At 65.1% G+C, this 18,648-nt stretch carries 15 protein-coding genes; 12 read left to right on the top strand and 3 right to left on the bottom strand.

The features are described from left to right. Window positions 1-75 precede the first annotated feature (75 nt). The 10 genes from zapE (at window position 76) to JQ617_RS20885 (ending at window position 12,610) form a co-directional block, all read left to right on the top strand. Complete coding sequence (gene zapE / locus JQ617_RS20930; protein ID WP_212027952.1) at window positions 76-1,263, top strand: cell division protein ZapE; 1,188 nt, start codon at window positions 76-78, stop codon at window positions 1,261-1,263. Between the two features lie 230 nt (window positions 1,264-1,493). Next, window positions 1,494-2,462, top strand: a complete 969-nt coding sequence (mdh, locus tag JQ617_RS20925; protein WP_008145224.1) for a malate dehydrogenase — start codon at window positions 1,494-1,496, stop codon at window positions 2,460-2,462. 211 nt (window positions 2,463-2,673) lie between these two features. After that, entirely contained in the window at window positions 2,674-3,870 is a 1,197-nt protein-coding gene (gene sucC / locus JQ617_RS20920; protein WP_063685023.1) for an ADP-forming succinate--CoA ligase subunit beta, read from the top strand. 4 nt (window positions 3,871-3,874) lie between these two features. After that, window positions 3,875-4,354, top strand: coding sequence for a DUF1579 family protein (locus tag JQ617_RS20915; protein WP_063685021.1), 480 nt, complete (start codon window positions 3,875-3,877; stop codon window positions 4,352-4,354). Window positions 4,355-4,390: 36 nt separating this feature from the next. Next, window positions 4,391-5,275: a succinate--CoA ligase subunit alpha gene (sucD, locus tag JQ617_RS20910; protein ID WP_035702902.1), complete on the top strand. Its 885-nt coding sequence runs from the start codon at window positions 4,391-4,393 to the stop codon at window positions 5,273-5,275. Window positions 5,276-5,412: 137 nt separating this feature from the next. Then, window positions 5,413-8,370, top strand: coding sequence for a 2-oxoglutarate dehydrogenase E1 component (locus tag JQ617_RS20905; RefSeq protein WP_212027951.1), 2,958 nt, complete (start codon window positions 5,413-5,415; stop codon window positions 8,368-8,370). Between the two features lie 161 nt (window positions 8,371-8,531). Then, the gene (gene odhB / locus JQ617_RS20900) at window positions 8,532-9,770 is read left to right on the top strand and encodes a 2-oxoglutarate dehydrogenase complex dihydrolipoyllysine-residue succinyltransferase (RefSeq protein ID WP_212027950.1); all 1,239 of its coding nucleotides are present in this window, start codon (window positions 8,532-8,534) and stop codon (window positions 9,768-9,770) included. Between the two features lie 55 nt (window positions 9,771-9,825). Next, complete coding sequence (locus JQ617_RS20895; protein ID WP_212027949.1) at window positions 9,826-10,587, top strand: SDR family oxidoreductase; 762 nt, start codon at window positions 9,826-9,828, stop codon at window positions 10,585-10,587. A 57-nt stretch (window positions 10,588-10,644) separates the two neighbouring features. Beyond that, entirely contained in the window at window positions 10,645-12,045 is a 1,401-nt protein-coding gene (lpdA, locus tag JQ617_RS20890; RefSeq protein ID WP_212027948.1) for a dihydrolipoyl dehydrogenase, read from the top strand. Between the two features lie 34 nt (window positions 12,046-12,079). Further along, window positions 12,080-12,610 (top strand): hypothetical protein, encoded by a 531-nt coding sequence (locus tag JQ617_RS20885; RefSeq protein ID WP_212027947.1) that lies wholly within the window; start codon window positions 12,080-12,082, stop codon window positions 12,608-12,610. Window positions 12,611-12,749: 139 nt separating this feature from the next. On the opposite strand, the gene JQ617_RS20880 is transcribed toward JQ617_RS20885, so the two are convergent. Continuing rightward, a complete protein-coding gene (locus JQ617_RS20880) occupies window positions 12,750-13,340 on the bottom strand; it encodes a DUF4337 domain-containing protein (RefSeq protein ID WP_212027946.1) in 591 nt (196 codons plus the stop codon). A gap of 117 nt (window positions 13,341-13,457) precedes the next feature. Between JQ617_RS20880 and JQ617_RS20875 the strand changes: the two genes are divergently transcribed. Next, window positions 13,458-14,027 carry a hypothetical protein gene (locus JQ617_RS20875; RefSeq protein ID WP_212027945.1) on the top strand — a complete coding sequence of 190 codons (570 nt, stop codon included), beginning with the start codon at window positions 13,458-13,460 and terminating at the stop codon, window positions 14,025-14,027. Between the two features lie 9 nt (window positions 14,028-14,036). On the opposite strand, the gene JQ617_RS20870 is transcribed toward JQ617_RS20875, so the two are convergent. Next, entirely contained in the window at window positions 14,037-15,002 is a 966-nt protein-coding gene (locus tag JQ617_RS20870) for a tyrosine recombinase XerC (RefSeq protein ID WP_063685005.1), read from the bottom strand. A gap of 112 nt (window positions 15,003-15,114) precedes the next feature. Between JQ617_RS20870 and JQ617_RS20865 the strand changes: the two genes are divergently transcribed. Then, window positions 15,115-17,325, top strand: a complete 2,211-nt coding sequence (locus tag JQ617_RS20865; protein WP_212027944.1) for a primosomal protein N' — start codon at window positions 15,115-15,117, stop codon at window positions 17,323-17,325. Window positions 17,326-17,787: 462 nt separating this feature from the next. Here the strand turns inward: JQ617_RS20865 and JQ617_RS20860 are convergent, their stop codons facing one another. After that, window positions 17,788-18,288 (bottom strand): septal ring lytic transglycosylase RlpA family protein, encoded by a 501-nt coding sequence (locus JQ617_RS20860; RefSeq protein ID WP_063685001.1) that lies wholly within the window; start codon window positions 18,286-18,288, stop codon window positions 17,788-17,790. Window positions 18,289-18,648 lie beyond the last annotated feature (360 nt).

Raw genomic sequence — 18,648 nt, 5'->3', positions numbered from 1 at the left:
CGGGACACGGAACGCATAGCGCCCCGCACCAATTCACGGCTTGCAATTTCCGCCCATCTCTGGCGGTAAAGGGCCATGCTCTCCACCCCAGAATCCTCATTCCGCGAGGCATACCAGGCTGAAATCGCATCCGGTGCGATCGAGCCGGATGCTGCGCAGGCCGAGGTCGCCGAGGCTTATGCGGCGCTCGACCAGCGGCTCGCGACCTACAAGCCCGCGCGCAAGCAGGGCCTGCTCAGCCGCCTGTTCAGCAGCAGCGACAAGGACGATGCGCCGCACGGGCTCTACATCCATGGCGAGGTCGGCCGCGGCAAGACCATGCTGATGGATCTGTTCTTCCAGCACGCGAGCGTCGAGCACAAGCGTCGCGCGCATTTCCACGAATTCATGGCCGAGGCGCATGAGCGCATCTACGATTATCGCCAGGCCATCGCGCGCGGCGAGATCGCAGACAGCGACGTCATCGCGCTGACCGCGACGGCGATCTTCGAGGAGAGCTGGCTGCTCTGCTTCGACGAATTCCACGTCACCGACATCGCCGACGCGATGATCCTGGGGCGCCTGTTCGCTAAGTTGTTCGAGCTCGGCACCGTCGTGGTTGCGACCTCCAACGTCGCGCCCGACGATCTCTACAAGGGCGGCCTCAACCGTTCGCTGTTCCTGCCCTTCATCAAGCAGATCACCGATCACATGGACGTCGCGCGGCTCGATGCGCGCACCGACTTCCGGCTGGAGAAGCTGCAGGGCGTGCCGATGTGGCTGACGCCGGCCGACGGCGATGCCGATGCCGCGCTCAACCGCGCCTGGGTGAAGATGACCGGCAATGCCAAGTGCAAGTCGCGCGACATCACGATCAAGGGCCGCATCTTGCACGTGCCGTGCTCGGCCCATGGCGTGGCGCGGTTCGCCTTCGCCGATCTCTGCGAGAAGCCGCTCGGTGCATCCGACTACCTCAGGCTCGCGCACGACTATCACACCATCCTGGTCGACCATATTCCAGTGATGGATTTCTCCCAGCGCAACGCCGCCAAGCGCTTCATCACGCTGATCGATACGCTCTATGACAATGCCGTGAAGCTGATGGCCTCCGCCGACGCCAACCCGATCTCGCTCTACCTCGCCACCGAGGGCAACGAGGCCATGGAGTTCAAGCGGACCGCCTCGCGCCTGATCGAGATGAGCTCGGAATCCTATCTGGCGCTGGCGCACGGCCGCAAGGATTCCACCGCCAGCGGCTCCACCAAGGGCCTGGTGGAGACTTAAGTCCTATTTGCCAGCGCTGTCATTCCGCACCCCTCCGCTGTCGCGGGCGAGGGCGAAATCCGGTGCGTGACTTTCGGGTTAACGGCGCGCAAGCGGGCAGGAATGACAGGGATGCGCTTGTATACGCGGCAAGCCCGACAAATGGGCATCCCCCGACTTGAACGGGGGAGACGAAAGGGATAACCACCCATCAGTTTTTCCCTCCTTGGATGTCTAAAGGACAGGTTCACATGGCGCGCGACAAGATTGCTTTGATTGGCTCCGGTCAGATCGGCGGAACGCTGGCTCACCTCATCGGCCTGAAAGAACTGGGCGACGTCGTGATGTTCGACATCGCCGAGGGCGTTCCCCAGGGCAAGGCGCTCGACATCGCGCAGTCCTCGCCGGTTGACGGCTTCGACGCCCACTACACCGGCGCAAACTCCTACGAGGCGCTCGACAATGCCAAGGTCTGCATCGTCACCGCCGGCGTGCCGCGCAAGCCCGGCATGAGCCGCGACGACCTCCTCTCCATCAACCTCAAGGTCATGGAGCAGGTCGGTGCCGGCATCAAGAAGTACGCCCCCGACGCCTTCGTCATCTGCATCACCAACCCGCTCGACGCGATGGTCTGGGCGCTGCAGAAGGCCTCGGGCCTGCCGCACAAGAAGGTCGTCGGCATGGCCGGCGTGCTCGACTCCGCGCGCTTCCGCTACTTCCTGGCTGACGAGTTCAACGTCTCGGTCGAAGACGTCACCGCCTTCGTGCTCGGCGGCCACGGCGACACCATGGTGCCGCTGGTGAAGTACTCCACCGTCGCCGGCATCCCGCTGCCCGACCTCGTCAAGATGGGCTGGACCTCGCAGGCACGCCTCGACGAGATCGTCGACCGCACCCGCAACGGCGGCGCCGAGATCGTCAACCTGCTCAAGACCGGCTCGGCCTTCTACGCCCCCGCCGCTTCCGCGATCGCGATGGCCGAGAGCTATCTGCGTGACAAGAAGCGCGTGCTGCCGTCGGCCGCGTACCTCAACGGCGAATACGGCGTGAAGGACATGTATGTCGGCGTGCCCGTCGTGATCGGCTCCAAGGGCGTCGAGCGTGTCGTCGAGATCGAGCTCGCCGGCAAGGACCGCGAGGCCTTCGACAAGTCGGTCGGCGCGGTGCAGGGCCTGGTAGACGCCTGCAAGAAGATCGCCCCCGATCTTCTCGGCCGCTAAGGCGCAAGCAACACCCCGCCGAAGATCGAAAAACCGGTCTTCGGCGGTTTCACTTCCGGAGCCCTTCTGACCGGGGCGGGCCTCCGGTTCGGTAGTCCAGATTTCCGATGTCAAAGAATCCGGGTTGCAGTTCCTGTGGTATATGGTATGCCAGCCACAAGACTGAGGTGGGCCCAAGAGGTCACCGCCCGCGGGTTCAGGGAGCGACCATATGAATATCCATGAATATCAGGCCAAAGCGTTGCTGGGTGAGTTCGGCGTGCCGATCTCCAAGGGCGTCCCGGTTCTCAAGGCCGCCGACGCGGAAGCTGCTGCCAAGGCGCTGCCCGGTCCGGTCTATGTGGTGAAGAGCCAGATCCATGCCGGCGGCCGCGGCAAGGGCAAGTTCAAGGAAGCCTCGGCCGGCGACAAGGGCGGCGTCCGCATCGCCAAGTCGGCCGCAGAGGTCTCCGAGTTCGCCAAGCAGATGCTCGGCGCGACCCTCGTGACGATCCAGACCGGCCCCGCCGGCAAGCAGGTCAACCGCCTCTACATCGAGGACGGCTCCGACATCGACAAGGAGTTCTACCTCTCGCTCCTGGTCGACCGCGAGACCTCGCGCGTCTCGTTCGTCGTCTCGACCGAAGGCGGCGTCAACATCGAGGACGTCGCGCACAACAATCCCGAGAAGATCGTCACCTTCTCCGTCGATCCCGCCACCGGCATCATGGGCCATCACGGCCGCACCGTCGCCAACGCGCTGAAGCTCTCCGGCGACCTCGCCAAGCAGGCCGAGAAGCTCACCGCGCAGCTGTTCACGGCCTTCGTCGCCAAGGACATGGCGATGCTGGAGATCAACCCGCTGGTCGTGACCAAGCAGGGCCAGCTCCGTGTGCTCGACGCCAAGGTGTCGTTCGACGACAACGCGCTGTTCCGTCATCCCGAGGTGCTCGCGCTGCGCGACGAGACCGAGGAAGACGCCAAGGAAATCGAGGCGTCGAAGTACGACCTCAACTACGTCACCCTCGACGGCAACATCGGCTGCATGGTCAACGGCGCCGGTCTCGCCATGGCGACGATGGACATCATCAAGCTCTACGGCATGGCGCCGGCGAACTTCCTCGACGTCGGCGGCAGCGCCAGCAAGGAGAAGGTCGCGGCCGCCTTCAAGATCATCACCGCCGATCCCAACGTGAAGGGCATCCTGGTCAACATCTTCGGCGGCATCATGAAGTGCGACGTGATCGCCGAGGGCGTCACGGCTGCGGTTCGCGAAGTCGGCCTCAGCGTGCCGCTGGTGGTCCGCCTCGAAGGTACCAATGTCGAGCTCGGCAAGAAGATCATCCGTGAATCCGGACTGAACGTGGTGCCCGCCGACAATCTCGACGACGCCGCGCAGAAGATCGTGAAGGCCGTCAAGGGAGGCTAAGGCCATGACCCAGGACCATCTCGCCGCATCATCTCCGCTCACCGAACATGCGCGCCTCGCCGCGTTCGCCGGCGAATGGGATGGTGAGGAGGTGGTCTTCCCGTCGCGCTGGACGGCGGGCGGTTCGGCAACCTCGCACGTCGTCGCGCGCATGGACCTCAACGGATTTTACCTGATCCAGGATGCGGTCCAGATGCGCGACGGCAAGCAGAGCTTCGCCACCCACGGCCTCTTCACCTACGACCGCGACGACCGGACCTACAAATTGTTCTGGTACGATTCGCTCGGTTACACGCCGCCCTCGCCCGCCTCCGGCGGCTGGGTCGGCAAGACCCTGACTCTGGTGCGCGGCTCGCTCCGCGGCAATGCGCGCCACGTCTACGAGATCATCGACGACCAATCCTACTCGTTGAAGATCCAGTTCTCGCCGGACGCGGAAGGCTGGGCTGACGTCCTCACCGGCGTCTACCGCCGCATCCACTGACCCTTTCACTCTGTTAGTTTCGCGAAAGCAGACCTCATGTCCATCCTGATCGACAAGAACACCAAGGTCATCTGCCAGGGCTTCACCGGCAAGAACGGCACCTTCCACTCCGAGGCCGCGATCGCCTACGGCACCAAGATGGTCGGCGGCACCTCGCCGGGCAAAGGCGGCTCGACGCATCTGGGCCTGCCGGTGTTCGACACCGTGCGCGATGCGCGTGAGAAGACCGGCGCCGACGCCTCGGTGATCTACGTGCCGCCGCCGGGCGCGGCCGACGCGATCTGCGAAGCCATCGACGCCGAGATCCCGCTGATCGTCTGCATCACCGAGGGCATTCCCGTGATCGACATGGTCCGCGTGAAGCGCTCGCTGGCCGGCTCCAAGTCGCGCCTGATCGGGCCGAACTGCCCGGGCGTCATGACCGCCGGCGAGTGCAAGATCGGCATCATGCCCGCCAACATCTTCAAGACCGGCTCGGTCGGCATCGTCTCCCGCTCGGGCACGCTGACCTATGAAGCCGTGTTCCAGACCTCCCAGGAAGGCCTCGGCCAGACCACCGCGGTCGGCATCGGCGGCGACCCGGTCAAGGGCACCGAGTTCATCGACGTCCTGGAAATGCTCCTGGCCGACCCCAAGACCGAGTCGATCATCATGATCGGCGAGATCGGCGGTTCCGCCGAGGAGGACGCCGCCCAGTTCCTCAAGGACGAAGCCAAGCGTGGCCGCAAGAAGCCGATGGTCGGCTTCATCGCCGGCGTCACCGCACCTCCCGGCCGCCGTATGGGCCATGCCGGCGCGATCATTTCGGGCGGCAAGGGCGACGCGGGTTCCAAGACCGAGGCGATGAAATCGGCAGGGATTACAGTGTCCCCGTCGCCCGCCCGCCTCGGGCACACGCTTGCCGAAAAGTTGAAGGGCTAATTCACTTCTTCGTGCTTTTCCGGGCGAAGTTTCGCAGCAAATAGGGTAAAGGGTGCCTGTCGCGTCGAGCCTCTGCCGGGGAGCTCGACGCCAGCGCCGTTTGTTATGCGCGAACCGAAATCGCCAGGAACTCAAGTATGTCTCGCCAGGACGCGAACGCAGCCTTTGCCCTGTCATCCTTTTTGCAGGGCACCAACGCCACCTACATCGACGAAATCTACGCCCGCTACGAGAAGGACCCGTCCTCGGTCGACGCCGAGTGGCAGGAGTTCTTCAAGAGCCTCAACGACCAGCCCGCCGACGTCCGGAAGAACGCCGAGGGCCCGTCCTGGGAACGCGACAACTGGCCGCTCACCCCGAAGGATGACCTGACCTCCGCCCTCGACGGCAACTGGGCCGAAGTCGAGAAGGCGGTCGGCGCCAAGATCGTCGCCAAGGCGCAGGCCAAGGGCGCCGACATCTCCTCCGCCGACGTGCTCCAGGCCACGCGCGACTCCGTCCGCGCCCTGATGCTGATCCGCTCCTACCGCATGCGCGGTCACTTCCACGCCAAGCTCGATCCGCTCGGCATCGAAGCCCAGCGCAACCGCGAGGAGCTCGACCCGCGCACCTACGGCTTCAGCGAAGCCGATTTCGACCGCAAGATCTTCCTCGATCACGTGCTCGGCCTCGAATACGGCACCTTGCGCGAGATCACCGCGATCTGCGAGCGCACCTACTGCCAGACGCTCGGCGTCGAGTTCATGCATATCAGCAACGCCGCGCAGAAGGCCTGGATCCAGGAGCGCATCGAGGGGCCGGACAAGGAGATCTCGTTCACCCGCGAAGGCCGTCGCGCCATCCTGATGAAGCTGGTCGAGACCGAAGGCTTCGAGAAGTTCTGCGACACCAAGTTCACCGGCACCAAGCGCTTCGGCCTCGACGGCGGTGAATCGCTGATCCCCGCGCTCGAGCAGATCATCAAGCGCGGCGGCAATCTCGGCGTGAAGGAGATCGTGCTGGGCATGCCGCATCGCGGCCGCCTCAACGTGCTCACGCAAGTGATGGGCAAGGCGCACCGCGCCCTGTTCCACGAGTTCAAGGGCGGCTCGGCCAATCCCGACGCGGTCGAAGGCTCCGGCGACGTCAAGTATCACCTCGGCGCCTCTTCGGACCGTGAGTTCGACGGCAACCGTATCCATCTGTCGCTGACCGCCAATCCCTCGCATCTCGAGATCGTCGATCCCGTCGTACTCGGCAAGGTGCGTGCGAAGCAGGACCAGCATGGCGATCCGCCGGACATGCGTATCTCGGTGCTGCCGCTCCTGATGCACGGCGACGCCGCGTTCGCCGGCCAGGGCGTGGTCGCCGAATGCTTCGGCCTGTCCGACCTGAAGGGCTACCGCACCGGCGGCTCCGTGCACTTCATCGTCAACAACCAGATCGGCTTCACCACCTATCCGCGCTATTCCCGTTCTTCGCCTTACCCGTCCGACGTCGCGAAGATGATCGACGCGCCGATCTTCCACGTGAACGGCGACGATCCGGAAGCGGTGGTGTTCGCGGCCAAGGTCGCGATCGAGTTCCGGCAGAAATTCCACAAGCCCGTCGTCATCGACATGTGGTGCTATCGCCGCTACGGCCACAACGAGGGCGACGAGCCCGCGTTCACCCAGCCGGTGATGTACAAGCGGATCGCGGCCCATCCCTCGACCCTCACGCTCTACTCCAAGCGCCTGATCGCCGAAGGCGTGGTCACCGAGGGCGAGGTCGACAAGCTCAAGGCCGACTGGCGCGCCCGGCTCGACGCCGAGTTCGAGGCCGGCACCTCCTACAAGCCGAACAAGGCCGACTGGCTCGACGGCAAGTGGTCCGGCTTCAAGATCGCCGACCAGGAGGAGGACGCGCGCCGCGGCGTCACCGGCGTTGATCTCCCTGTTCTCAAGGACATCGGCCGCAAGATCACCAAGGTGCCGGACGGCTTCCGCGTCCACCGCACCATCCAGCGCTTTCTCGACAATCGCGCCAAGGCAATCGACACCGGCGTCGGCATCGACTGGGCGACCGGCGAGGCGCTGGCGTTCTGCACGCTGCTCAACGAGAACCATCATGTCCGCCTGTCGGGACAGGATTCGGAGCGCGGCACCTTCTCGCAGCGTCACTCCGTCCTGATCGACCAGGAAGACGAGAGCCGCTACACGCCGTTCAATCACCTCGGCCACGAGCAGGGCCATTACGAGGTCATCAACTCGCTGCTGTCGGAAGAAGCGGTGCTCGGCTTCGAATACGGCTATTCGCTCGCCGAGCCGAACACGCTGACGCTGTGGGAAGCCCAGTTCGGCGACTTCGCCAACGGTGCGCAGGTCGTGTTCGACCAGTTCATCTCTTCGGGCGAACGCAAATGGCTGCGCATGTCCGGCCTCGTCTGCCTGCTGCCGCACGGCTATGAGGGCCAGGGACCGGAGCACTCCTCGGCGCGTCTGGAGCGTTATCTCCAGATGTCCGCCGAAGACAACATGCAGGTGGTCTACCCGACCACGCCGGCGAACTACTTCCATGCGCTGCGCCGCCAGCTGCATCGCGAGATCCGCAAGCCGCTGATCATGATGACGCCGAAGTCGCTGCTGCGCCACAAGCGGGCGGTCTCGCGTCTCGAGGAGCTCGCGAAGGGAACGACCTTCCACCGCATCCTGTACGATGACGCCCAGATGTTGCCGAACGAGGCGATCAAGCTCGTCCCCGACGAGAAGGTCCGCCGCATCGTGCTGTGCTCCGGCAAGGTCTATTACGACCTCTACGAGGAGCGCGAGAAGCGCGGTATCGACGACATCTATTTGATGCGCGTCGAGCAGCTCTATCCGGTGCCGCTGAAGGCGCTGGTGACCGAGCTGTCGCGCTTCAAGAAGGCCGAAGTGGTGTGGTGCCAGGAAGAGCCCCGCAACATGGGTGCCTGGCACTTCATCGAGCCCTATCTGGAGTGGGTGCTGAACCAGGTGAACGGCGCGAGCCGGCGTCCGCGTTATGTCGGCCGCGCCGCTTCCGCCGCGACCGCTACGGGTCTGATGTCGAAGCATCAGGCTCAGCTGAAGGCATTCCTGGACGAAGCACTGAGCTGAACTTTCTGAACTGCGTCATGCCCCGCCGAAAGGCGGGTCATCCAGTACTTCGCGGCGCTCGTGCTGATCACTGACGTCTCGGCGTACTGGATCGCCCGCTTTGGCGGGCGATGGCATTTGAAATTCATGACCGCACCGGCGATCTCCTTAAGGAAAAGACCATGACTGAAATTCGTGTGCCGACGCTCGGCGAATCCGTCACCGAGGCCACCATCGGCCGCTGGTTCAAGAAGGCTGGCGACCCGGTCGCCGTCGACGAGCCCTTGGTGGAGCTCGAGACCGACAAGGTCACCATCGAAGTCCCCGCGCCGTCGGCGGGCACGCTGAGCGAGATCATCGCCGCCGATGGCGCCACCGTTGCGGTCGGTGCGCTGCTCGGCCAGATCACCGATGGCGTCGGCGCTGCCAAGCCCGCCGCTGCGCCCGCCAAGCCCGCTGCTGCTGCGCCGGCTGCTGCCGCTGCGGCTCCGGCTGCTGCGCCGAAGGCGCCGCCGGCCGATGCGCCGCTTGCCCCGTCTGTCCGCAAGCTCTCCGCCGAGAGCGGTGTCGACGCCTCGACCGTTCCGGGCTCCGGCAAGGATGGCCGCGTCACCAAGGGCGACATGCTCGCCGCGATCGAGCGCGCCGCCTCCGCGCCGACCCCGGTGAACCAGCCCGCCGCCGCCGTTCAGGTCCGCGCGCCGTCGCCGGCCGATGACGCCGCCCGCGAAGAGCGCGTCAAGATGACCCGCCTGCGCCAGACCATCGCGCGCCGCCTCAAGGACGTGCAGAACACCGCCGCCATGCTCACGACCTTCAACGAGGTCGACATGACCAACGTCATGGCGCTGCGCGCGCACTACAAGGATGCGTTCGAGAAGAAGCACGGCAGCAAGCTCGGCTTCATGGGCTTCTTCACCAAGGCCGTCGTGCAGGCGCTGAAGGACATCCCGGCCGTCAACGCCGAGATCGACGGCACCGACCTGATCTACAAGAACTACTATCACATCGGCGTCGCCGTCGGCACCGACAAGGGCCTCGTCGTGCCTGTCGTGCGCGACTGCGACCACAAGTCGATCGCCGACATCGAGAAGGGCATCGCCGATTTCGGTCGCCGCGCCCGTGACGGCCAGCTCAAGATCGACGAGATGCAGGGCGGCACCTTCACCATCACCAATGGCGGCATCTACGGCTCGCTGATGTCGACCCCGATCCTGAACGCGCCGCAGTCCGGCATCCTCGGCATGCACAAGATACAGGAGCGGCCGATGGTGATCGGCGGCAAGATCGAGGTCCGCCCGATGATGTATCTGGCGCTGTCCTACGATCACCGCGTCATCGACGGCAAGGAAGCCGTCACCTTCCTGGTTCGCGTCAAGGAGAGCCTGGAAGATCCGGCGCGCCTGGTGCTCGATCTCTGATTCCTGATGCTCTGCGAGCGCCGTCGCCTCCCTGCGCGACGGCGCATGTCGAACCATGGAGGCGCGCGTGACGGATAGAGTCGTTGTGATCACCGGCGGCAGCCGCGGCATCGGGCGGGCGACCGCGATTGCGGCGGCTGCGCGCGGCTATCGCGTCGTGGTCGGCTATGCCAGCAACAAGAAGGCCGCCGATGAGGTTGTCGCCCAGATCGAGGCCGGCAACGGCAAGGCGATCGCGGTGAAATGCGATGTCGCCGAGGAGGGCGACATCCTCGATCTGTTCAAGCAGGCCGACAAGTTCGGCACGTTGGCCGCGCTCGTCAACAATGGCGGTATCGTCGGCACCAGCGGCGTGCGGGTCGACGAGATGTCGGCCGAACGCATCCAGCGCGTGCTCGCGGTCAACGTCACCGGCTCCATCCTCTGTGCGCGCGAGGCCGTGAAGCGGATGTCCACCAAGCACGGCGGCAAGGGTGGCGTCATCGTCAACCTGTCCTCGGTCGCGGCGCGTCTCGGCGCGCCCAACACCTATGTCGACTATGCCGCGTCCAAGGGCGCGATCGATTCCTTCACCACCGGCCTCGGCTATGAGGTCGCGGGCGAAGGCATTCGTGTCGCCGGCATCCGGCCGGGCCTGATCGATACGGAAATTCACGCCGCCGGCGGCGAGCCCGACCGCGCCCATCGTCTGGCCCATATGGTGCCGATGAAGCGCGTCGGCACCGCCGATGAAATCGCCAATGCCATCGTCTGGCTGATGTCGGACGAGGCTTCCTACATCACCGCAGCAACTCTCGATGTGTCCGGCGGACGCTGACGCGCCGCGCGGACGCTGACACATCCCCATCACGCTAAACCTACGGGACTTTCTCTCATGGCTACCTACGATCTCGTCGTCATCGGCACCGGACCGGGCGGTTATGTCTGCGCAGTGCGCGCCAGCCAGCTCGGCATGAAAGTCGCCGTGATCGAAAAGAACGCAACGCTCGGCGGCACCTGCCTGAACGTCGGCTGCATGCCGTCCAAGGCGCTGCTGCACGCCTCCGAGATGTTCGAGGAAGCCGGGCATTCCTTCGCCAAGATGGGCGTGAGCGTTTCGTCGCCGAAGCTCGATCTTCCCGCGATGATGAACTTCAAGCAGCAGGGCATCGACGGCAACGTCAAGGGCGTCGAGTTCCTGATGAAGAAGAACAAGGTCGACGTGCTCAAGGGCACCGGCAAGATCCTGGGCACCGGCAAGGTCGAAGTCTCCGCCGACGGCAAGTCGCAAGTGGTCGAGACCAAGAACATCGTGATCGCCACCGGCTCCGACATCGCGCGCCTCAAGGGCATCGAGATCGACGAGAAGCGCATCGTGTCGTCGACCGGCGCGCTGTCGCTGGACAAGGTCCCCGGCAAGCTCCTCATCGTGGGCGCCGGCGTGATCGGCCTCGAGCTCGGCTCGGTGTGGAAGCGCCTCGGTGCCGAAGTCGTGGTCGTGGAATTCCTCGACCGCATCCTGCCCGGCATGGACGGCGAAATTGCAAAACAATTCCAGCGCATCCTCGAGAAGCAGGGCTTTGCGTTCAAGCTCGGCGCCAAGGTCACCGGCGTCGACACCTCCGGCAAGACGCTGAAGGCGACCGTCGAGCCCGCCGCCGGCGGCGCCGCCGAGACGCTGGAAGCCGACGTCGTTCTCGTCTGCATAGGCCGCGTGCCCTACACCGAAAGCCTCGGCCTGAAGGAAGCCGGCGTGGCGCTGGACAATCGCGGCCGCGTCCAGATCGATCCGCATTTCGCCACCAGCCTGAAGGGCGTCTATGCCATCGGCGACGTCGTCGCCGGCCCGATGCTCGCGCACAAGGCCGAGGACGAGGGCGTTGCGGTTGCCGAGATCATCGCCGGCCAGGCCGGCCACGTGAACTACGACGTGATCCCGGGCGTCGTGTATACCACGCCGGAAGTGTCCTCCGTCGGCAAGACCGAGGAAGAACTGAAGCAGGCGGGCGTCGCCTATACCGTCGGGAAGTTTCCCTTTACCGCCAACGGCCGCTCCAAGGTCAACCAGACCACCGATGGTTTCGTGAAGATTCTCGCAGATGCGAAGACCGATCGCGTGCTCGGGGTGCACATAATCGGCATTGAGGCCGGCGAAATGATCCATGAAGCCTGTGTTCTCATGGAATTTGGGGGCAGTGCGGAAGATCTGGCGCGGACCTGCCACGCCCATCCGACCCGCTCGGAGGCCGTCAAGGAGGCCGCGCTTGCAGTCGGCAAGCGGGCCATCCATATGTAGGCTCGCGCCCAGCGACGAATCGGGCGGGAAACACATGCTGCGCCGCCTATTGCAACCGGTTTGGGTCCTGCTTGCGATCATCTTCCTGATCGAAGCATGGCTATGGGACCATCTCGAGCCGATCGTCGCGCGGGTTGTCGCAGCCATCCCGCTCGCGCGCTTCAAGCAATGGCTGTCGGACCGCGTCGACGCGCTGTCGCCGTCGATGACGCTGATCATCTTCGCGGTGCCGATCATCCCGCTGTTTCCGCTCAAGCTGGTCGGCCTGTGGCTGCTCGCTCACGAATACTGGTTCAGCGGCGTGTCCACGTTCCTGTTCGCGAAGATGCTCGGCGTCGGCGTCACCGCCTTCGTGTTCGACGTCACGCGCGACAAGCTTCTGGAGATGCACTGGTTCGAGCGGATCTACGAACTCGTGCTGAAGGTGCGCGCCAAGGCGCACGAGATGGTCGACCCGATCAAGCGCCGCATCCGCGAGCTGATCGCCGGCAACGGCGAAGGCTGGTCGTCACGCACGCTGCGCCTGATCCAGCGTTTCAGGAAGAGCGTGCACGAGGCGCGCTGAGCTGGCGGAGGCACGCGCCTCTGTCCTCCGTCATTGCGAGCGCAGCGAAGCAATCCAGAATCTTTCCGCGGAGGCAGTCTGGATTGCTTCGTCGCAAGGGCTCCTCGCAATGACGCGCCGAGAACCCTGCCTCAGCCCCTCAATGCAAATGCACCAGGTGCGGCCACCACAGGCCGAGCGCGGTCATGAGCAGGCCGGCGAGGGTCAGGATGCCGCCGACATAGGCGAGCGCGATCATGCCGGTGATGATGGTGGCCGAGGCCAGCACGATGCCGATCTGGAAGGCGGCGGAGGCCAGCTCGAAATGATGGTACTTCGCGGTCGCCTCGTCGCGCTCGTGCTCGGCATGCTTGGCCTTCTCGGCGAGCTGCTCGGTGCCTTCGCCGGTCTCGGGCTCGGAGCGGTAGCGCGCCGCGGTCTTGGTCCAGTCGTCGACCTGCTTCTGCACGAGCGCCTTCTGGGCGTCGTCGGTCGCACCGGCCAGCGTCAGCTTGCCCTGCTCGGAGGCGGTCAGCACCACGGTGCGGCGGATGGTCTTGGCCTGGAAGAACGCCCAGAGATTGGCGGCCTCGACGTTCTTGCTGATCGATTCGGTCTGGGCGCCCTTGCCGAGCGTTTCCGAGATCGCCAGGAACAGCGCCAGCACGGCGATCAGGAGCGCGATCTTCTTGTTCGATCCGGACGCGTGCTCGGCGTGCTCGGCATGCTCCATGCTTTCATGTGCGCTCATAAATCCCTCCTGCTCATTTACCAACGATTGACCGAACCGCGCGACGGGCGCAAGTGCCAAGCGCCAAGGCGGTTGCAATTAATGGTCTGGCGTTCAGGGCTGCTCTAGTCCTGTCCCATGAGCACCGCGGAATTCATCGCAGCCTGCTTCTGGCCGTTCATTGTCCTCGCGGCCCTTGCGCTATGGAGGGCCCGCAACAGCGCGGCTTTCCCGTTCATCGGCAAGATCGTCTTGGTGGTCTGCGCGATCTATCTCGGCCTGTTGCTGTTTTATGACAAGAGCTCGATCATCGCCGTCAATGACGTTCATGTCGGCCTCGTCGTTTTCGGCCTCGCGATGATCGGCTCGCAGCTGCGACAGCCGCTTTACGGCTCATGGCGCGACAGGGCGAAGCCGCTCGCGTTCATGATCCTGATCGTGCTGCTCGGCGCCGGCCTTGCTTTGTATGCCGGACGAATGCTGGTGCTCGATCACCTCACGTCGCGGATCGTGATCGAAGGCCGCGTCGATCGTGCGTGGAGGTCGACCGGCAGCAGACGGGTGGACTATCTCATCCGCATCGCAGGTCAGACGGTGAAGGTCACGGCGCCGCTGTACGAACGGCTGGAGAGATTCAAACCGGTGGTCAGCGTCGAGGTCGGACGTGGCTCGAACTACGTCTACGGGATCGAATATCTCGGCAACTGAGCCGCCATGTCAGCGCCGCGGATGCGCGCTCGCATAGACTTCCAGCAGGCGCTCGGAATCGATGCCGGTATAGATCTGCGTGGTCGAGAGCGAGGAATGGCCGAGCAATTCCTGGATGGCGCGCAGATCGCCGCCGCGCGAGAGCAGATGCGTGGCGAAGGAGTGGCGGAGCGCGTGCGGCGTGGCGCTGTCGGGCAGACCGAGCGCGCCGCGCAGCCGCTCCATCGCGAGCTGGATGATGCGCGGCGAGAGCGGGCCGCCGCGCGCGCCGACGAAGATCGGCCCTTCCGCCGGTAGCGGGTAGGGGCACATCGCCACGTATTCCTGCACCAGCTCCAGCACGTTCTGCAGCACCGGCACCATGCGGGTCTTGTTGCCTTTGCCCGTCACGACCAGCACGTCGCCTTCGCCGGGCTTCGGCACCTCGCGGCGCTTCAACCCCAACGCTTCGGAGATACGCAGGCCCGAGCCGTACAGCAGCGCCATCACAGCGGCGTCGCGCGCGAGGATCCAGGTCTCGCGTTCCTCGCCGGCGCGCTCGTCGGCATCGGCAAGACGCTTTGCGGAGGCCATCGGCAGCGGCTTCGGCAGGCTTTTTGCGACCTTCGGTGCGCGGATGGCGGAGAGCGCGCCGACCTTGCCCTTGCCTTCGCGTTCGAGGAAGCGGCCGAAGGAACGAAGGCCCGCCAGCGCGCGCATCAGTGAACGGCCGGCAATGTCGTCGGCGCGGCGCATCGCCATGAAGGCGCGCACATCGGTCGCTTCCAGCGCGGCGAAGCGGTCGAGCGTCACGCGCTCGCCCCAATGGGCACAGAGGAAATCCAGGCACTGCCGCAAATCGCGGCCATAGGCTTCCAGCGTCTTCGGCGACAGCCGCCGCTCGGCGCCGAGATGCGACAGCCAGCGCGCCATCTCCTGCGCGATCGAGGGATCGGCGCTGGCGAGCTCGATCTGGGGGGCGGCCGCTTTGCTCATGCGCTCTGGACGTAATGATTCCGCACAGTATATCGCATCACATCCGTTTACCGTTCGCTAAGGCCGCCCCGCGGCGCTAGCCTGAAGGCCCCAAGGTTCCGATTCTCTCCTCATGGATCATACCTCGCGCAGCAACGCCGCCCCCGCCAACGCGACCCGCATGGTCGACGTGCTGGTGCCGGTCGCGCTCGACCAGACCTATTCCTACAAGATCCCGCGCGGCATGGAGCTGAAGGCGGGCGATCTCGTCGGTGTGCCGCTCGGGCCGCGCGAGGTGCTGGGCGTGGTCTGGGGCGAAAACGCCAATCCCGATCCGCGGCTGCACAATCGCCTGAAGGAGGTCAGCGAGAAGCTCGATCTCCCGCCGCTCAAGCCCGAGCTGCGTTCCGTGGTCGACTGGGTCGCCAATTACACGCTGAGCCCGCGCGGCATGGTGCTGCGCATGTGCCTGCGGATGGGCGAAAATCTCGGCCCGGAGCGGGTGCGCCCCGGCGTGCGGCTGACAGGCGATCCCCCCAAGCGGCTGACGCCGGCGCGGGCGCGCGTGATCGAGGTGCTGTCGGACCGGCTGCTGCACGGCAAGTCCGAGGCGGCGAAGGAAGCGGGCGTCTCCGCCGGCGTGATCGACGGCCTCGTTGATGAAGGCACGCTCACGGTCGAGCCGATGCCGCCGCCTGCGCCGCCGCCGGCTCCCGATCCGGAATTCGGCCGACCGGATTTCTCGCCGCTGCAGCGTGCCGGCGTCGATGCGATGCGCGCGCTCGCGGCCAACGGCACCTTCCACGTCGCGCTGCTCGACGGCGTCACCGGCTCGGGCAAGACCGAGGTCTATTTCGAGGCCGTCGCGGAAGTCATGCGCCGCGGCAAGCAGGCGCTGATCCTGATGCCGGAGATCGCGCTCACCGGCCAGTTCCTCGACCGCTTCGCGCTGCGCTTCGGCGTGCGCCCGATCGAATGGCATTCCGAACTCACCCCGCGCACCCGCGCGCGCAACTGGGCTGCGATCTCCGACGGAAGCGCGCCTGTCGTGGTCGGCGCGCGCTCGGCGCTGTTTCTGCCTTACGCCAATCTCGGCCTCATCGTGGTCGATGAAGAGCACGACCAGGCCTACAAGCAGGACGAGGGCGTGCATTACCACGCCCGCGACATGGCGGTGGTGCGCGGGCACATCGCAAAAATTCCGGTCGTGCTGGCCTCCGCCACGCCGTCGGTGGAATCCGAGGTCAATGCGCGCAAGAACCGCTATCAGCGCGTCGCGCTGCCCTCGCGCTTCGGCGGCCAGCACATGCCGCATATCGAGGCCATCGACATGCGCCGCGAGCCGCCTGCGCGTGGCCGCTATATCTCGCCACGGCTTGCAGGCGAGATCAAGAAGGCGATCGAGAAGCGCGAGCAGGCGCTGCTGTTCCTCAATCGCCGCGGCTATGCGCCGCTGACGCTGTGCCGCGGCTGTGGTCATCGCTTCGCCTGCACCATCTGCGATGCCTGGCTGGTCGATCACCGCTTCCGCCAGCGCCTCGTCTGTCACCATTGCGGCTTCTCGATGCCGCGCCCGCATCTCTGCCCGCACTGCTCGGCCGAGGAATCGCTGGTCGCAGTCGGCCCCGGCGTCGAGCGCCTGCAGGAAGAGGCCGCCGCGCTGTTCCCGGACGCGCGCACCATGGTGCTGTCGAGCGATCTCATCACCTCGATCGAGACGATGCGCTCGGAACTTGCCGAGATCGCCGAGGGCCGCGTCGACATCATCATCGGCACCCAGCTCGTCGCCAAGGGCCACAATTTCCCGCGGCTCAATCTCGTCGGCGTGGTCGACGCGGATCTGGGTTTGAGCAATGGCGATCCGCGCGCGGCGGAGCGCACCTGGCAATTGCTCAACCAGGTGATCGGCCGTGCCGGCCGCGAGCAGGGCCGCGGCGTCGGCTATCTGCAGACCCATCAGCCCGATCATCCCGTGATGAAGGCGCTGATCGCCTGCGATCGCGAGGCCTTCTACGACAGCGAGATCGACCTGCGCGAGCGCACGCTCTATCCGCCGTTCGGCCGCCTCGCGAGCCTGATCATTTCCGCAGGCGACCGCCCGAACGCGGAGGGCTTTGGCCGCAGGCTGGTGGCGCTCGCCCCGCGCGACGAGCGCGTCGTGGTGCTCGGTCCGGCCGAAGCCCCGCTCGCGGTGATCAAGGGTCGCTACCGGTTCCGCATCCTGGTGAAATCGGCGCGCGGATTCGACCTGTCGGACTATTTGCGCAACTGGCTCGCGGTGTGCCCGAAGACGACTGGTAATCTGAAGCTCGAGGTCGACGTCGACCCGCAGAGCTTTTTGTAAACCTCGAGCTCTCGTAGGGTGGGCAAAGCGAAGCGTGCCCACGAATTCTTCCCATCCCGAGAAATCGTGGGCACGGCGCTCCGCGCCTTTGCCCACCCTACGGCACTTCTTGTAGGGTCCCCCGCTCTCTCCCCGTCATTGCGAGCGAAGCGAAGCAATCCAGAGTGTTCCGCGCAGGCAGTCTGGATTGCTTCGTCGCAAGGGCTCCTCGCAATGACGGGGGAGAGAGCGCCCGTAGCCCGGATGGAGCGAAGCGCAATCCGGGGCGGTCTTTCCGCAGGTGGCACTTTCCCGGATTTCGCTGCGCTCCATCCGGGCTACGAAATCGCTCACGAAGACAAACAAAAAGCCCGCCGTCCCCCAAGACGGCGGGCTTGTTTCACCCGGGCTGATCCCGCCGCTCACAATGTCCGCGGACGATGACGGGAACTGCGCTGGTCGGTAGAGGCGCTTTAGCGCCCCTTAGGAGACGACTTCCGCGGTGACGCGGCCGACGCCGGCACCGGTGAGGCCGATGGCGCGGGCAGCGCCCGTGGAGAGGTCGAGCACGCGGCCGCGGATGAACGGGCCACGGTCATTGATGGTGACGATGACGCTCTGGCCGCCATGGGTGACGCGGAGCTTGGTGCCGAACGGCAGCGAACGGTGCGCTGCGGTCATGGCGTTCTGGTTGAAGCGCTGGCCCGAGGCGGTCCGGCTGCCGGACTCGTTGCCGTAATAGGAGGCCATGCCGGAGAAGCTGCGGCCGGTGCCCTGCGACGGCGTCATCGCGGCGTTGGCATTGCGCCAATCGGAAGTCGCGTTGGTATCGGCCTGGGCGTGGTGGCGGTGATGATGATGGCGGTGATGCCGGGATTTGGCGGAAGCCTCGGTGGCAGTTCCACCGACGATGAGAGTTGCGGCAACGAAAGCGATCGCCGTGCGCGGCCGGGTCACAGAGCCCAGCGTCTTCAAAGACAGCATTTAGTGGTCCCTAAGCTAGTATTGCCACACATGTGGCTAGTGGAGCCCCCGTAAGTTTGTGAGCGGTTTGGCGTTTCGATTCCCAATGCGGCGTGAATTGGGCAGTAAATCCGTTACGTGTCGCTCTGTAATATCTTGTGACTGGCACCGATATTGCAGCCGATGTTCCGTAATCTTTCTCTTTAAGGATTCTTTAACCAGTTCAATACTTGCGAATACTGTAGAATGAAGTCATCACACCTGGCGTTTAGAATTGGGTAAGTATTCGGGAAGAGCTGGCAGTCCGGTCCGAGTCACGGCTCAGCGATCCGTGTTCATGGCCGCTATGCGCTGAGGGCGGGAACGAAACGGCGCGATGCC

Source organism: Bradyrhizobium sp. KB893862 SZCCT0404 (assembly GCF_018130885.1).
GTDB lineage: Bacteria > Pseudomonadota > Alphaproteobacteria > Rhizobiales > Xanthobacteraceae > Bradyrhizobium > Bradyrhizobium stylosanthis.
This window is presented reverse-complemented; position numbering and strand designations above follow the sequence as displayed.

Bases quoted from the DNA above. Each gene is read 5' to 3' on its own strand.
- JQ617_RS20880 (WP_212027946.1), bottom strand. From the start codon at position 13,340: ATGAGCGCACATGAAAGCATGGAGCATGCCGAGCACGCCGAGCACGCG.
- JQ617_RS20875 (WP_212027945.1), top strand. From the start codon at position 13,458: ATGAGCACCGCGGAATTCATCGCAGCCTGCTTCTGGCCGTTCATTGTC.
- lpdA (WP_212027948.1), top strand. From the start codon at position 10,645: ATGGCTACCTACGATCTCGTCGTCATCGGCACCGGACCGGGCGGTTAT.
- JQ617_RS20915 (WP_063685021.1), top strand. From the start codon at position 3,875: ATGACCCAGGACCATCTCGCCGCATCATCTCCGCTCACCGAACATGCG.
- odhB (WP_212027950.1), top strand. From the start codon at position 8,532: ATGACTGAAATTCGTGTGCCGACGCTCGGCGAATCCGTCACCGAGGCC.
- JQ617_RS20905 (WP_212027951.1), top strand. From the start codon at position 5,413: ATGTCTCGCCAGGACGCGAACGCAGCCTTTGCCCTGTCATCCTTTTTG.
- JQ617_RS20865 (WP_212027944.1), top strand. From the start codon at position 15,115: ATGGATCATACCTCGCGCAGCAACGCCGCCCCCGCCAACGCGACCCGC.
- JQ617_RS20860 (WP_063685001.1), bottom strand. From the start codon at position 18,288: ATGCTGTCTTTGAAGACGCTGGGCTCTGTGACCCGGCCGCGCACGGCG.
- sucC (WP_063685023.1), top strand. From the start codon at position 2,674: ATGAATATCCATGAATATCAGGCCAAAGCGTTGCTGGGTGAGTTCGGC.
- mdh (WP_008145224.1), top strand. From the start codon at position 1,494: ATGGCGCGCGACAAGATTGCTTTGATTGGCTCCGGTCAGATCGGCGGA.
- zapE (WP_212027952.1), top strand. From the start codon at position 76: ATGCTCTCCACCCCAGAATCCTCATTCCGCGAGGCATACCAGGCTGAA.
- JQ617_RS20885 (WP_212027947.1), top strand. From the start codon at position 12,080: ATGCTGCGCCGCCTATTGCAACCGGTTTGGGTCCTGCTTGCGATCATC.
- JQ617_RS20895 (WP_212027949.1), top strand. From the start codon at position 9,826: ATGGAGGCGCGCGTGACGGATAGAGTCGTTGTGATCACCGGCGGCAGC.
- JQ617_RS20870 (WP_063685005.1), bottom strand. From the start codon at position 15,002: ATGAGCAAAGCGGCCGCCCCCCAGATCGAGCTCGCCAGCGCCGATCCC.
- sucD (WP_035702902.1), top strand. From the start codon at position 4,391: ATGTCCATCCTGATCGACAAGAACACCAAGGTCATCTGCCAGGGCTTC.